The 14,271-nt window shown below is 46.1% G+C and carries 13 protein-coding genes; 3 read left to right on the top strand and 10 right to left on the bottom strand.

Annotated elements, in window-relative coordinates; genetic code table 11:
• Positions 1-155: 155 nt before the first annotated feature.
• The gene (locus GJB59_RS15880; protein WP_142826053.1) at positions 156-1,580 is read left to right on the top strand and encodes an NAD-dependent succinate-semialdehyde dehydrogenase; all 1,425 of its coding nucleotides are present in this window, start codon (positions 156-158) and stop codon (positions 1,578-1,580) included.
• A gap of 67 nt (positions 1,581-1,647) precedes the next feature.
• Here the strand turns inward: GJB59_RS15880 and thrB are convergent, their stop codons facing one another.
• Genes thrB through GJB59_RS15865 form a run of 3 tightly spaced genes read right to left on the bottom strand, consistent with a single transcriptional unit; the run spans position 1,648 to position 4,900 of the window.
• Entirely contained in the window at positions 1,648-2,553 is a 906-nt protein-coding gene (thrB, locus tag GJB59_RS15875) for a homoserine kinase (RefSeq protein ID WP_142826052.1), read from the bottom strand.
• Positions 2,550-3,611, bottom strand: coding sequence for a threonine synthase (thrC, locus tag GJB59_RS15870; protein WP_142826051.1), 1,062 nt, complete (start codon positions 3,609-3,611; stop codon positions 2,550-2,552). Before thrC ends, thrB begins: the two co-directional genes overlap by 4 nt.
• Positions 3,608-4,900, bottom strand: a complete 1,293-nt coding sequence (locus GJB59_RS15865) for a homoserine dehydrogenase (RefSeq protein WP_142826050.1) — start codon at positions 4,898-4,900, stop codon at positions 3,608-3,610. The genes thrC and GJB59_RS15865 overlap by 4 nt, the downstream gene beginning before the upstream one ends.
• Positions 4,901-5,027: 127 nt before the next feature.
• Here GJB59_RS15865 and GJB59_RS15860 point away from each other — a divergent pair, with 127 nt between their 5' ends.
• A complete protein-coding gene (locus GJB59_RS15860; protein WP_142826049.1) occupies positions 5,028-6,392 on the top strand; it encodes an aspartate kinase in 1,365 nt (454 codons plus the stop codon).
• Between the two features lie 116 nt (positions 6,393-6,508).
• A complete protein-coding gene (gene ahlS / locus GJB59_RS15855) occupies positions 6,509-7,357 on the top strand; it encodes an AhlS family quorum-quenching N-acyl homoserine lactonase (RefSeq protein ID WP_142826048.1) in 849 nt (282 codons plus the stop codon).
• Between the two features lie 69 nt (positions 7,358-7,426).
• Here the strand turns inward: ahlS and GJB59_RS15850 are convergent, their stop codons facing one another.
• The 7 genes from GJB59_RS15850 to GJB59_RS15820 form a co-directional block, all read right to left on the bottom strand.
• Positions 7,427-7,921 carry a cupin domain-containing protein gene (locus tag GJB59_RS15850; protein ID WP_142826047.1) on the bottom strand — a complete coding sequence of 165 codons (495 nt, stop codon included), beginning with the start codon at positions 7,919-7,921 and terminating at the stop codon, positions 7,427-7,429.
• Between the two features lie 178 nt (positions 7,922-8,099).
• Positions 8,100-9,260 (bottom strand): aminotransferase class I/II-fold pyridoxal phosphate-dependent enzyme, encoded by a 1,161-nt coding sequence (locus GJB59_RS15845; RefSeq protein ID WP_142826046.1) that lies wholly within the window; start codon positions 9,258-9,260, stop codon positions 8,100-8,102.
• A 33-nt stretch (positions 9,261-9,293) separates the two neighbouring features.
• A complete protein-coding gene (locus GJB59_RS15840; protein ID WP_142826045.1) occupies positions 9,294-10,583 on the bottom strand; it encodes a TRAP transporter large permease in 1,290 nt (429 codons plus the stop codon).
• Complete coding sequence (locus GJB59_RS15835; RefSeq protein ID WP_142826044.1) at positions 10,580-11,074, bottom strand: TRAP transporter small permease; 495 nt, start codon at positions 11,072-11,074, stop codon at positions 10,580-10,582. Before GJB59_RS15835 ends, GJB59_RS15840 begins: the two co-directional genes overlap by 4 nt.
• Positions 11,075-11,196: 122 nt before the next feature.
• The gene (locus GJB59_RS15830; protein WP_142826043.1) at positions 11,197-12,225 is read right to left on the bottom strand and encodes a TRAP transporter substrate-binding protein; all 1,029 of its coding nucleotides are present in this window, start codon (positions 12,223-12,225) and stop codon (positions 11,197-11,199) included.
• Complete coding sequence (locus tag GJB59_RS15825; RefSeq protein WP_142826042.1) at positions 12,222-12,887, bottom strand: GntR family transcriptional regulator; 666 nt, start codon at positions 12,885-12,887, stop codon at positions 12,222-12,224. Before GJB59_RS15825 ends, GJB59_RS15830 begins: the two co-directional genes overlap by 4 nt.
• 341 nt (positions 12,888-13,228) lie before the next feature.
• Positions 13,229-14,251 (bottom strand): TRAP transporter substrate-binding protein, encoded by a 1,023-nt coding sequence (locus GJB59_RS15820; protein WP_142826041.1) that lies wholly within the window; start codon positions 14,249-14,251, stop codon positions 13,229-13,231.
• Positions 14,252-14,271: the final 20 nt, after the last annotated feature.

Genomic DNA, 14,271 nt, shown 5'->3' with positions numbered 1-14,271 from the left:
TCTGAAGTTTGCAGTTTTTCACACTTGTATATAGCTTGTCCTTACTTCTTGAAAAGCTTTATAGTTCTTTTGCTGGCTATGCCTCAAACGTTTACTTGCAAGACATTAGAGGTATTTATTAGGATAAGTGAAAACTCAAAGGAGGAGTCAGGCAAATGAATGGCAAACACTATATCAATGGCGAGTGGACAGAAACAGGCGATGGAAAGATTGAAGTAACGAATCCGGCAACCGGCGAAATTGTAGGTTCAGTACCTAATGGGGGCGAGGAAGAAGCTACAGCAGCAGTTGAAGCTGCCGCTGCCGCCTTTCCGGAATGGTCGAAGACGACAGCCTATCACCGCGCTGAACTTCTGATGAAATGGCATGATCTGTTGCTTGAACATAAAGAAGAGATTGGAGAAATCCTGACAAAAGAAATGGGCAAACCTTTAGCCGAAGCCATCGGTGAAATTGAGTATTCGGCTTCATTTGTATCCTGGTTTGCAGAAGAAGGCAAACGCATGTATGGCCGGACCATTCCAGCAAGCAAAGAGGGCAAACGGATTCAGATCAACAAACAGCCGGTCGGTGTTGTGGTATCGATCACGCCGTGGAATTTCCCGGCTGCGATGATGGCCAGAAAAATGGCACCCGCCCTTGCTGCTGGCTGTACATTTGTAGCCAAACCGGCAAAAATGACTCCATTAACTGCTGTTAAAATGTATGAACTTGCAATTGAAGCCGGATTTCCTAAAGGCGTCATCAATCTGGTGACGGGCAGCGCAAGCAAAATCGGCAAAGTGTTCACCGGCCATCCGGATGTCCGAAAACTGACCTTTACCGGATCGACTGAGATCGGCAAGGAACTGATGAAGCAGGCTTCAGAAACCATGTTGAACCTGTCTCTTGAGTTGGGTGGACATGCTCCAATCATCATTTTGGAAGATGCAGATATGGACCTGGCGGTTGAAGGCGTCATGGCATCAAAATTCCGGAACGCCGGACAAACTTGTGTCTGCGGCAACCGCATTTATGTGCAGCAAAGCATCGTTAAGGAATTTTCTCAGAAGCTCCAGCAGGCAGCTGGCAACTTGAAAGTCGGCAACGGATTGGACGAAGGTGTCCAAATCGGACCACTGGTTGACAAGGACGGCTATGAAAAAGTCGAAAAGCATGTCAGCGATGCAGTCGAAAAAGGAGCTACCGTTCTGGTCGGCGGCGATGGCCGTTCAGAGAACAATGCCTATTTCTACAACCCGACAGTTTTGGTGGATGCCACTTCGGATATGCTGGTCATGAACGAAGAAACTTTCGGCCCTGTCGCTCCGATCATGTCTTTTGAAACAGATGAAGAAGCCGTCAAACTGGCAAATGATACACGCTTCGGCCTGGCAGCTTACTTCTTCACCGAGAGCATGTCCCGCGGCACTTACTTATCCGAGAATCTCGATTATGGAATTGTCGGATGGAATGACGGAGCTCCATCTACAGCACAAGCTCCCTTCGGCGGAATGAAAGAAAGCGGCGTCGGGCGCGAAGGCGGACAAGAAGGTTTGGATGCATTCCTGGAAACGAAATACATTTCTATAAAAGTGTAAGGAGAAAATCTGCAATTTAAAACAAAAAAAGAAGCGATCCGGAAAGCTCGGATCGCTTCTTTTTCATTTATACAACTGTTTCACCAAGTTTAATGCCTGCAGAAGAAGGTTTGGTAGCAAGGCTTTCGTAGAGCGGAAACTTTTCTGCCAATTGTGCGGCAACCCTGATTTCCTCCCCTTTTTTTACTGCGATGAACAGGGATGGCCCTGCTCCGCTGATTGCCGTTCCATAAACGCCTAACTCACGGCAGCTCCTTTGAATCGCATCAAAATCAGGGAACTTGTCTTTGCGGTAGGGTTCGTGAAATAAATCTTTCTGCATCATTCGCCCCGCTGTATCCCAGTCTCCTTTTGCTAAAGCCGCTGCCATGACATTGCCGGCTGCACTGCCGCGTATGGCGGTTTTATACGCCAAAACTTCCGGCAGCAAATTCCGGGATTCCACTGTCAAAAACTCGGTCGGAGGAACAAGAATGACCACTCCGATCTCCACTTCCGGTACATGGACGATTTCCAAATCTTCTTCATCAAAATAGGAGATTGTCAAACCCCCAAGCAGCGATGCAGAAATGTTGTCGGGATGCCCCTCCATCTCTGTACCGATCCTCAGTTTTTCTTTCATAGACAGCTTTAGCCCAATCAGCCGGTCTGCAATCTCAATGCCCGCAGCGATTGCTGAAGCGCTGCTGCCAAGGCCACGGCTCAAAGGGATTTCTGTCTCCACCACTAATTTTGCGCTGGGCAGCGAACGCTCGTATTTGTCTGCGACGGTTTGCGCAGTGGCGACAATCAGATTATCCTTGCCGCTGGCAATTTGCTGATAGCCAGGATTTTTGTACTCGACCAGCCAATCTGCAGCCGGCGATGCGTGAACAAGCATATGGAGGTCCAATGCCAGACCAATCGAATCAAAACCCGGACCAAGATTGGCGGTTGAAGCAGGAACACTCACTGAAAACTCTTTCCAGCTCATATCTTCACTCCTTTTTTTAAATCCTCCCAGAAACGTTCCATATCTTCCGGAACAAGAAGTGCTTTGTGCTGATTCACGGAAATCGCTGTTTCAGGATCTTTTAAACCATTGCCTGTCAGTACAGCAACCACTTTCGATCCTTTTTCGAGCATACCGCTTTCCACCTGTTTTTTGATTCCTGCAATAGAGGCGCATGAAGCAGGTTCAGCGAATATACCTTCGGTTGATGCCAGCAGCTGATATGCTTCCAGAATTTCTTCGTCTGTTGCCGCTAAAATGGTGCCGTTTGATTCGTCGAGGGCGTTAAGCGCCAGCTGCCAGCTTGCCGGATTGCCGATGCGGATGGCAGTTGCCACTGTTTCCGGATTTTCCACGACTTTGTTGTTGACGATCGGTGCTGCCCCGGCTGCCTGAACACCTAAAAGTGTCGGACGTTTTTCGCCGGTGCGTTCTGCATATTCCGTGAAGCCTTTCCAAGATGCAGATATGTTGCCGGCGTTGCCCACTGGCAACGCGAAGATGTCCGGTACTTGGCCAAGCTGGTCAATCACTTCAAAAGCGATGGTTTTTTGTCCTTCCAAACGATACGGATTGACGGAATTGACGAGCGCGATGCCCGCTTCCTGACCTACCTCACGCACCATCTGCAGCGCTTCATCAAAGTTCCCTTTAATTTCGAGGATCTCCGCTCCGTACATTTTTGCCTGAGCCAGTTTCCCAAGTGCAATACGCCCTTCAGGAATGACAACGATAGTCCGCATGCCGGCTCTTGCACCATAGGCAGCTGCTGATGCAGATGTATTGCCAGTTGAAGCGCATATCAATACCGTTTTGCCTTCTTCTTTGGCTTTCGCGACAGCCATCACCATGCCACGGTCTTTAAAAGAACCGGTAGGATTTGCTCCTTCCAGTTTTACGTAAAGGTCAATTCCCCATTTTTTTGACAAACTATCCAAATGCACCAGCGGCGTATTGCCTTCCTGCAATGTTAATGAAGGCGTATTTTCTGTAACCGGAAGCCACTCTTTATGTTCTTCGATCAGTCCTTGCCATCTCATGCGGTTTCCTCTCCTTCTATGCGGTAATGGCTAATGACGCTAGCCGTTCCTTCCAAATCATTTAACACATCTAAATGCTGCTGGCGTGAAATTTGGTGAGTCAGCAGCACCAATTCAGCCTTGTCAGCGTCTGCTGCCGGTGACTGCATAACCGATTGGATACTTGCCGCGTGCTTGCTGTAAATGGAAGTCATTTTCGATAAGACACCAACTTCGTCATTCACCAGCAGGCGATGGCAATATTTCGCAAACCGTTTTGATTCCGGCTTTATGACCCGTTCATGCTGTGCAGCATGTGCTCGTTTGCCGTTAACGCCCAGCTGCAAGTTGCGGCAAGCAGCGATAATATCGGAAACCACTGAAGTCGCAGTCGGCAATGAACCGGCCCCTGGACCATACAGCATCGTCTCGCCTACAGCATCACCATATATGTATACGGCATTGAATTCATTGTTAACAGAAGCTAGCGGATGCGAGTTTGCCAGGAAGATCGGTTCTACCGAAACTTCGATTCCATCTTCATCTTTAGTTGAAGAACCGACCATTTTCATGGTATAACCGAACTTATTCGCAAGCTCCAAATCGCCATCGCGAATTTCTTTCATGCCTCTGACCAGCACATCATCCAGGTGAACTTCTGTCGAGAATGCCAGAGAAGAGAGAATGACCATTTTCCGCGCTGCATCAATGCCATCGACATCTGCAGACGGATCTGCTTCGGCATAGCCCAGTTCAGTGGCTTCAGCCAATGCAGCTTCATAAGTCATATTTTCTTTTTTCATTTTTGTTAAAATGAAATTTGTCGTGCCGTTGACAATCCCCATCAAACTGGAGATCCGGTCAGAAGCCAAGCCATCTTCAAGCGTACGAATAATCGGCACGCCGCCGGCAACGCTTGCTTCATAGAAAAGGTCGCATTTTTCGGCGTCAGCCAGTTTCAGCAATTCGTGGCCATATTCCGCCATGACATCTTTATTGGCCGTAACGACCTGCTTGCCCGCTTTTAGCGCTTTTTCGATGGCAGATTTGGCTCCGTCCATGCCGCCCATCACTTCAACTATGATATCGAGAGAAGAATCATTCAATATTTCTTCTATATCCGTCGTGAATACACTCGGATCTAAACTGGAAAGCCGGTCTTTTTTTGCATCTCTGACCAGTACCTTCCGGATTGAAACTTGGGCACCTAATTTATGATGCAAATCCTGCTGATGCTGCTGGATGATTTTAGCAACTCCGCTGCCCACCGTTCCAAGGCCTAATAATCCGATTGAAATTTCATTTTTCATTGACGATTCCTCCCATGGTGTGTACACTGTGAAAAAACAGCTGTTTTTGTCATAGGGACATTATAGTATTATATCTTAGTTAAAACAACCCTTTTACAGACTATTAAAAAAGATGGGACTTGATTGGATGAAAGTGAGCAAATTTGGAGGTACTTCAGTAGCTAGTGCACAACAGATAAAAAAAGTCGCTGCAATCGTTGGAGCAGAGCCTTCCCGCAAGATTGTCGTCGTCTCTGCTCCAGGCAAAAGATTCGATGGTGACGTAAAAGTTACCGATTTGCTGATCCAATTGTCAGCAGCGGCACTTCGGGAGGAATCAACCGATGCTGCACTTGCCAAAGTCGTGGGACGATATTCGGAAATTGCGGATGAGCTGGAGCTTGGCAACGACATCAAAAGAGTCATCGAAACAGACCTCATGAACCGTCTTCAATCGGATAAGAGCTCTCCCCCTCTTTTTGCTGATTTAATCAAAGCAAGTGGCGAAGACAACTCTGCGAAATTGATTGCCGCCTACCTGACATCGATCGGACTGACTGCCGAATACGTTAATCCGTTTGACGCTGGTTTATTCGTCAATGGATTGCCAGAGCGGGCTCAAGCTCTTCCTGAAGCCTACGATCTTCTGGCCGATCTGCGGCATAAAAAAACAATTACCGTCTTCCCTGGATTTTTTGGTTATACAAAAGAAGGCGTGCTGCGGACATTCGAACGCGGCGGATCAGATATTACCGGTTCAATTCTAGCAGCTGCAGTCAAGGCGGAGCTTTACGAAAACTTTACCGACGTTGACTGTGTTTTCGCCGCAAACCCGCGTGTAGTTGAAAAACCAGTTGAAATCGAACAGATGACTTATCGCGAAATGCGCGAACTGTCGTATGCCGGATTTGCCGTGCTTCATGACGAAGCCCTAATGCCTGTTTTTAAAGCAGCAGTTCCTTTATGCATCCGCAATACGAATAATCCTGCTGCTCCTGGTACAATGATTGTTGCCGAACGCGACCACTCACTGCGTCCCGTAACAGGAATCTCCGCTGATAGCGGTTTCTCAACATTATACGTCAGCAAATACCTCATGAACCGTGAAATCGGTTTTGGGCGCAAATTGCTGCAAATACTGGAAGATGAAGAAATTTCCTATGAACACATCCCGTCAGGCATCGATAATCTGTCTGTTATTCTGCGCAGCCACCAATTGACGGCTGCCAAAGAGCAGCGCATCGTAGATCGTGTCAAATCGGAACTGCAAGCGGATGATGTTCACATTCGCAATGATTTTTCAATGATTGTATTGGTTGGAGAAGGCATGCATAATACAAAAGGCCTCACTGCAAGGGCAGCAAATGCGTTTGCCAGAACCGGCGTTAACATTGAAATGATCAATCAAGGTTCTTCTGAAGTAAGTTTGGTTTTTGGCATCTTAAAAGAAGATGAGCAAAAAATATTAAATGAATTGTACAAAGAATTTTTTGAACCGGCTATGGTCCATTAGTCTTCACTCCCATCTCCAGCTCTTGAGCCCACCAGCTCAGGAGCTTTTTTAAATGCCCCTATACCATTATCTGAAAATTGTGATATTATGGAATTATTCTGAAAGGGGGAAAATTGATGACTGGTATTATCAAGCCAAATCCAAAGCTTTATGTAATGGACAATGGCACATTAAGTATGGATAAGAATTACATGATTTCAATGCACAACCCGGCAAGTATACAAAACCCGAATCCGCCGGGAGAGATGGTGACATTTCCGGTTTACACAGTACTGATCGACCATCCGGAAGGCAAAATTTTGTTCGACACAGCCTGCAATCCGAATTCGATGGGTGCAGAAGGCCGTTGGGGGAAAGTTACTCAATCCCTGTTTCCAATTGACATGCCAGAGGAATGCTATTTGCATCACCGGTTGGAGGAACTGAACGTCCGGCCAGAAGACATCAAATACGTTGTGGCTTCCCATCTTCATCTGGATCACGCCGGCTGCCTTGAGCTGTTCACCAATGCGACAATCATCGTCCATGAAGATGAATTGAATGGCGCCTTGCAAACTTATGCCCGAAACACCAAAGAAGGGGCATATATCTGGGGAGACATTGATGCATGGATCAAAAATAATCTGCAATGGCAAACTGTCAAACGGACCGAGGATGGGCTCCAGCTTGCCGAAGGCATCAAAATCCTGAACTTTGGCAGCGGCCACGCGTGGGGAATGCTCGGACTGCAAATTCAACTTCCGGAAACCGGGGGGATTATACTTGCTTCTGACGCCATATACACAGCAGAGAGCTTTGGCCCGCCAATCAAACCGCCAGGCATTTTATATGATTCCGTCGGCTATACTTCAGCTGTCGAAAAAATCCGCAGAATCTCAAAAGAAACCAATTCGGATGTCTGGTTTGGTCATGATGCCGATCAGTTTAAAACATTCCGCAAATCGACTGAAGGCTATTACGAATAATTAATAAAAGCATGAGTTTCACAACTCAAAAGCCCTTCGCCAGGGACTGGCAAAGGGCTTTTCTCCGTTCTATGTCCACTTTTCGATAACCGGCCCTTCGCTGCCGAAAACAGGATCGTTTTTTGGCAAAGGCGTGTTTTGGATATCTTCCAAAACATAGGGGCGTTCTCCCGGCTCCCCGGTTTTCAAGTTATAGGAGACACCGCCTGGATAAGCTCCGACTATTTCAAAGTCGCTGCTGGCTTCCAACTTCTTGTGTCCGGTTCCTGCCGGCAGCAGCACAACATCGCCTGCTGCTACGGTTAACGCTTCACCCTGCTCGCCGCCAATATGCAAAGTTGCAGAGCCGCTGCGCACACCCAGCACCTCGTGCGTATTGCTGTGGTAGTGGTGGTAATCGAAAACACCGCCAGTCCAGCTGTTTGTCCAGTCATGACTGTTGAAGACCGTTTCAATTTCCTGCGGATTTTCTTTAAAAGCAGCTGGATAGACTATCACTTCAAGTGAAGGATTATTTGGAATCGCTCCATCGTCTTCAAACCGGTAAAACTGTGAATTTCCCATGCCGTTCAACTCCTTGTCGTTTAAGGAACTTTACCCGGATAATCATAGGTTAAATCACAAATATAAATTGAGCCGAGTAAAACTGGCCATGACACAACACTTCCGCAAGAAGCGATTCAACATTTTCACCCTCTATTAAAAAATGTAGAGCAGGCCAACAAAGACTCTAAACAATCCATTAATCAGTTAAGCTAAGAACAAACTTCTCCAATCGATCCATGCCTTCTTCTAGTATGGTCATGCTGTAGGCATAAGATATCCGTACAAACCCTTCTCCGTATACAGTGAATGCAGAGCCAGGCACTGCAGCCACGCCCCCTTCTTTCAATAAACGCACAGCAAATTCATAGGAAGTCATGCCGAACTTTTCAATTGAAGGAAAAATATAAAATGCGCCTTTGGGCAGTATGACATCAAGGCCCATTGCGGTTAAGCGGCTGTAGACAAAATCTCTCCGCTGAATATATTCTTTATTCATTTCAGCAGGAATGTGGCGCTGATTTTTCATCGCTTCGAGTGCCGCAAATTGACCCGGTACAGAAGCGCAGATGGCATTATACTGATGGACCTTCAAGACGTGCTTCATATACGTTTCCGGCCCCAGAACAAAACCGATTCTCCAGCCTGTCATCGAATGGGATTTTGACAAGCCATGGACTAAGAACGTGCGATCGCGCAATTTTTCAAAGCGTGCAAAAGTAGAATGTTTTTCACCGTATGAATTTTCACTGTAAATTTCATCGGTAATGATAAAAACTTCATGTTTTTCAAGTACTGCAGCAACTTTTTCGAGTTGAGCAGACTCCATTGTGACACCTGTCGGATTGGATGGGAAGTTCATTAATACCGCTTTTGTCCGGCCGGTGATTAAGCTTTCCAGACGCTGTGGATCTGGCTGAAAGCCGGTATCCGAAGTATCCAGATAAACCACTTTCCCGCCGCACAAGTTGATGATCGGTTCGTATCCTGGATAAGCGGGTGCAGGCAAAATGACTTCATCGCCTTCCTCCAGAATAGCCCGGAAAAGAGAATCCAATCCTTCACTTGCCCCATTAGTGACAATAATTTCCGTTTTGGAATTGTAGTCCAATCCATACGAATCGCGGAAAAATGATGCAATTTCCGCCCGCAGCTCCAATAATCCTGCATTATGTGTATAACTGGTCTGGTTGTTTTTGATTGCCTCGATTGCTGCTAACTTGACAGCCTCGGGCGTAGGAAAATCGGGCTGTCCGATTGTTAAGTTAATGGCATCCGGAAAATCGATCAATTGATTGGCAAACTGGCGTATGCCTGAAATCTCAATGGACTCGATCCGGCTATTAATTGAAATGCTCATGAGTGACAACCTTTCTCTAATTATAAATCTTCGTTATTCATAAAGTCCTGGCAGCCATAGGGACAGAGCCGGAATAAATGTGATGATCAGCAGGCAAATAACCATCGACAGCAGGAACGGCAAAACCGCATAGGCGATTCGCTCAAAGCGGACACCGCCGACACTCGAAGCCACAAAGAGGTTAACCCCTAATGGCGGCGTAACAAAACCGATTGCCAGGTTGGCCACAAGGATAACGCCAAAATGGATCGGATCGACGCCTACAGTCACGACAATCGGCAAAAGAATCGGAGTCAGGACAACCAGTGCCGAAATAGTATCAATGAACATGCCAACTACAAGCAGCAGTAAATTGATTGCCAGTAGAATAACCAGTGGATTAGTCGATAAAGCCGTCAAGTAATCGGAGATTTCACCTGGAATCTGTTCGATGGTCATAAAGTATGCAAATGACACCGATAAGCCGATGATGATCATCGTGGTGGCATTGATAACAATTGCCTGCCTGAAGCTTTCATAAAGCCCTTGCCAGGATAATTCTTTATAAACGAATTTGCCAATAATTATAGCATACACCACTGCTACTACGGCTGCTTCTGTTGGCGAAAAAATTCCGCCGTAAATTCCACCGAGAATAATGACTGGGATCAGCAGAGCCCATTTTGCATCCCAGAAGGTCTTCAGCACATCTTTGAATTCAAATGATGCCGCTTCTCCAGGTTCTGGCTTATATCCGCGCTTTCTGGAAATAATGTAAGCTGTAATCAATAGTCCGCCTCCGATGATCAACCCCGGAATGATCCCCGCAAGGAACATGCTGCCGACTGACACCCCTCCGATAACGCCATACAGCACAAATGGAATACTCGGTGGAATAATAACACCGATAGATCCAGCAGAAGCTGCGACTGCTGAAGCAAAGCCGCCGTCATAATTCCGGGCAATCATCGCCGGAATCATGAAACCGCCGATAGCTGCTACAGTTGCCGGGCCTGATCCTGAAATTGCCGCAAAAAACATACAGGCCACAATCGTCACCATACCCAACCCGCCGGTCATCCAACCAACCAAAGCAGAGGCGAATGCCAACAGCCGTTTGGAAACACCGCCTTTACCCATGAGGATCCCGGCAAGCATGAAGAACGGAATTGCCAGCAAAGGGAATGAATCGAGCGAAGTAAACGCTTTTTGAGTGATAATGCTAAGAGGCAAAGTCGTACCGAAATAGATCGCTGTCAAAGCAGAGACGCCCAGCGCAATCGCAATCGGAACGCCAATCAATAAACAAATAAATAAAGTGCCGAATAACAGAGCTATTGTCATACCGGAAGGTCCCCTCCCTTATGCATCTCATAATCGCCTTTCCAGATTTTAAACAGCTGCTGAATCAGTCTGATGCACATTCCGATCCCGCCCAATGGAATGGCTAAAAATGGAATCCACATCGGCAGCTGCATCGCTGGAGTAACCTGCCCATTGGAAATGCTGTTCAATACTAGATCTGTTCCAAAATAAGCCAAGAACAAAGCCATCACAAACCAGATTGCAAGCGTAATCGTTTCCAAAACTTTTCTCGGCAATCCTTTAAATCGGGTGATGAATGCTTCCACGCGTATATGTTCACGTAATTTCACGGCATAGCTGGCACCTATCCACACCTGAAATATATGGATATAGCGCGCCATTTCTTCTGTCCAGCTTGGTGCATCGGAAAAAACATAGCGTCCAACGACCTGGCCAAAGATTAAAGCTACCATGACTACTAATGTCAGAACCAGAAAGATTTCTTCTGCTTTTTCAAACTTCTTGATCATCATGCCACTTCCTTTCACAAAAAAACTTCATTAGGGGTCGGTTTCATTCCTGCTAATTGCTAAAGCCGAATAAAATGAAAAATCAAGGAATTTCTCCCTTGATTCTTCAACTGTTTTTTTAATTATTCTTCGTTTGCTGCCAAGGCTTGATCGATAACATCTTTGCCGATCTCATCCTCGTATTCTGTATAAACAGATTCGGCCGCTTCGCGGAATTGATCGCGTTGTTCATCCGTCAAATCGTTGATCTGCATGCCTTCTGCTTCCAGCTGCTCAAGGAATTCAGCATCTTGCTGCTGAGCCATTTCACGTTGCTCCGTGCGGAATTCTTCGGAAGCTTCTGTGATAATGCCTTGAAGGTCTTCCGGAAGGCCGTTATAGAAATCGTTGTTCACTAACAACGCAGTAGCTGCATATACATGCCCCGTCAATGTCAGGTAATCCTGCACTTCATAGAATTTATTGGTGTAATAAAGGGAAATCGGACAATCCATCGCATCATAAGTGCCTTGTTGAAGTGCGGTGTATAGCTCTCCAAATGCGAACGGAGAAGCATTTGCGCCAAAAGCATTAAAAGTGTCCGTATGCAACGGGCTTTCCAATGTCCGCATTTTCAATCCTTGCATATCTTCCGGAGATTCAATCGGCCCTTCATTGTTGGAAACATGGCGGAAGCCGTTTTCACCAAAAACGAGGCCTTTCATACCGTTGTTTTCAAGGTCAGCCAATAGCTCCTGGCCAAGTTCACCGTCCAGTGCCCGGTATGCTGCTTCATTATTGTTAAAAAGGAAAGGCAAATCAAACACTTGGAACTTTTCGTTAAATGAAGCCATTGCCGCTACAGCTGGAATTGTCATCTCAACATTTCCAAGCTGAACCGCTTCAATCGCTTCACGGTCAGATCCATATAACTGGCCGTTCGGATAGAGCTCAACTGTTAAGCGGCCATCCGATTCAGCTTCAAGTTTTTCCTTAAAAGTTACTGCCGCAACATGGGAAGATTGCTCTTCCGGCACTAAATGGGCCAAACGGATTGTGAAGGTTTCTTCGCTGCTTTCACCGTCTTCAGAAGTCGTCGTCCCACTATCCGGTCTGCCGCAGGCAGAAAGAATAAATAATCCAATAAGAAATAGTCCGAGTAGTTTTTTCATAGTTCCTCCTGTGTGATGTATTTCAGCAGCCGGCTTTCAATATTGTCCAAATGGATGGCCAACTGCTGCTTGGCTTTGATCAAATTTCCCTCTTCAATTGCATGGAGAATGGCGAGATGTTCTTCATACGCTTTTTTTGCGCTGTCAGCAGCTGTATCCGATAGCAGCAAAAATGCTCTGCTGCCGCCGCTGTTGATGCCTTTTATCATTTCTTTCAAACGGTTGTTTGTGTGGTTTTGATAAAGGAAAGAATGAAATTCCTGGTCCAAATCCATAAATTCCACAACCCTCTTTGCCTCTACTGCGAGCAATTGGCGATTTACATTTTCCTTAATTTGCTGCATGACAGGCTGTTGATCTGCTTTCGACAGGTTTTCAAGCCCGTGGATTTCCAATAGCCTGCGAAGCTCCATGATTTCGATGACATCCTGATAAGTAAAAGCTGCAACTACTGCAGGCCTTGGTTTTCTTAACTCGATAAGCGCATCAACAGCCAGTCTTTTTAGTGCTTCTCTTAAGGGGGTGCGACTGATGCCAAGTTCCAGGGCCAGCTTTTCTTCAGGCAACTCCTGTCCCGGCTTCAGCTTTCCGGTAATAATCATTTTTTTAATGTATTCATATGCTTGATCCGCCAATGTGGCTTGTTTTACGATTTTCTCCATAATTCCTCCTCTCTACATACTTAATCGATACAGTGTATACTGTATACAGAAAGTATAGAATAGACAGATTCGTTTGTATAGTTAAAATTATAATTTTCTAATAATTAGTCATACAAACTCTTTAAGCCGAACTAATAATCTTTAGCAGCTACTGTTTTTCAAAATAGGGACGTTGTGTTGAAAATAATTTGGAATTTCAAGGCATGCTTCAGCAGATCTTTTTATCTGCAGCATCCATACGCATATGATTATTCCGGCCATCTGGCAGATCCTTTCCCCACTTATCTAACTGAAAAATTCATATTAAAAAACCAAGAATGGCTTCTTGGTTTTTTGTTTCCTCATTCATTTGCTGCCAGCGCACGGTCGATCAGTTCTTTGCCGATCTGGCTTTCGTATTTGTCATAAACAGATTGTGCGGCCTGTCGAAATTCATCGCGCTGTTCAGCCGTCAAATCGTTGACTTGCATCCCTTCAGCTTTTAGCTGCTCTAAAAATTCGACGTCCTGCTGCTGAGCAAGTTGGCGCTGCTCATCCCGGAATTCCTCAGAAGCTTCCGTGACCAATTCTTGAAGGTCGGTGGGCAGGCTGTTGTAGAAGTCATTATTAGCCAAAACGATTGCTGCTGCATAAACATGGCCAGTCAAGGTCAAATAATCTTGGACTTCATAAAATTTATTTGTATAGTAAAGGGAAATCGGACATTCCATTGCATCATATGTTCCCTGTTGGAGGGCAGTATAAAGCTCTCCAAAAGCAAACGGTGAGGCGTTTGCGCCGAATGCTTTGAATGTGTCGGTATGGAGCGGATTTTCTAAGGTCCGCAATTTCAAGCCGTCCATGTCTTCCGGTGATTCGATCGGCTTCTCATTATTGGAGACGTGGCGGAAGCCATTTTCGCCAAATGCCAGACCTTTCAAATCATTTTGCTCTAAACTGTCCAACAATTCCTGACCCAGGTCTCCATCCAATGCGCTATAGGCCGCTTCGTAGTCATTAAAAAGAAATGGCAGATCGAAAACTAAAAACTTCTCATTAAATGAGGCTAACGGAGCTACTGCCGGAATGGTCATTTCCAAGTTACCCAGCTGCACTGCTTCAATCGCTTCACGGTCAGAGCCGTATAATTGGCCATTGGGATAGAGTTCAACTATTAATCGCCCATCGGATTCCTCTTCCAGTTTTTCTTTGAATTTTATGGATTGAATATGGGCGGAATGCTCTTCCGGCACCAGATAGGCCATTCGGATGGTGTAAGTTTCTTCCCCTTCACCTTGCTCTGTTGAGGGGGATTGATCATCGGGCCGTCCGCAGGCTGCCAGCAGAATCAAAAGAATCCATACAAATGCGATAGTTTTTTTCATAGTCCCTCCCTGTTTGATTT

The sequence above is a fragment of the Planococcus soli genome, from assembly GCF_016881065.1.
GTDB lineage: Bacteria > Bacillota > Bacilli > Bacillales_A > Planococcaceae > Planococcus > Planococcus soli.
Note: the sequence above shows the minus strand (reverse complement) of the source record. Positions and strands in the feature narration are given on the sequence as shown.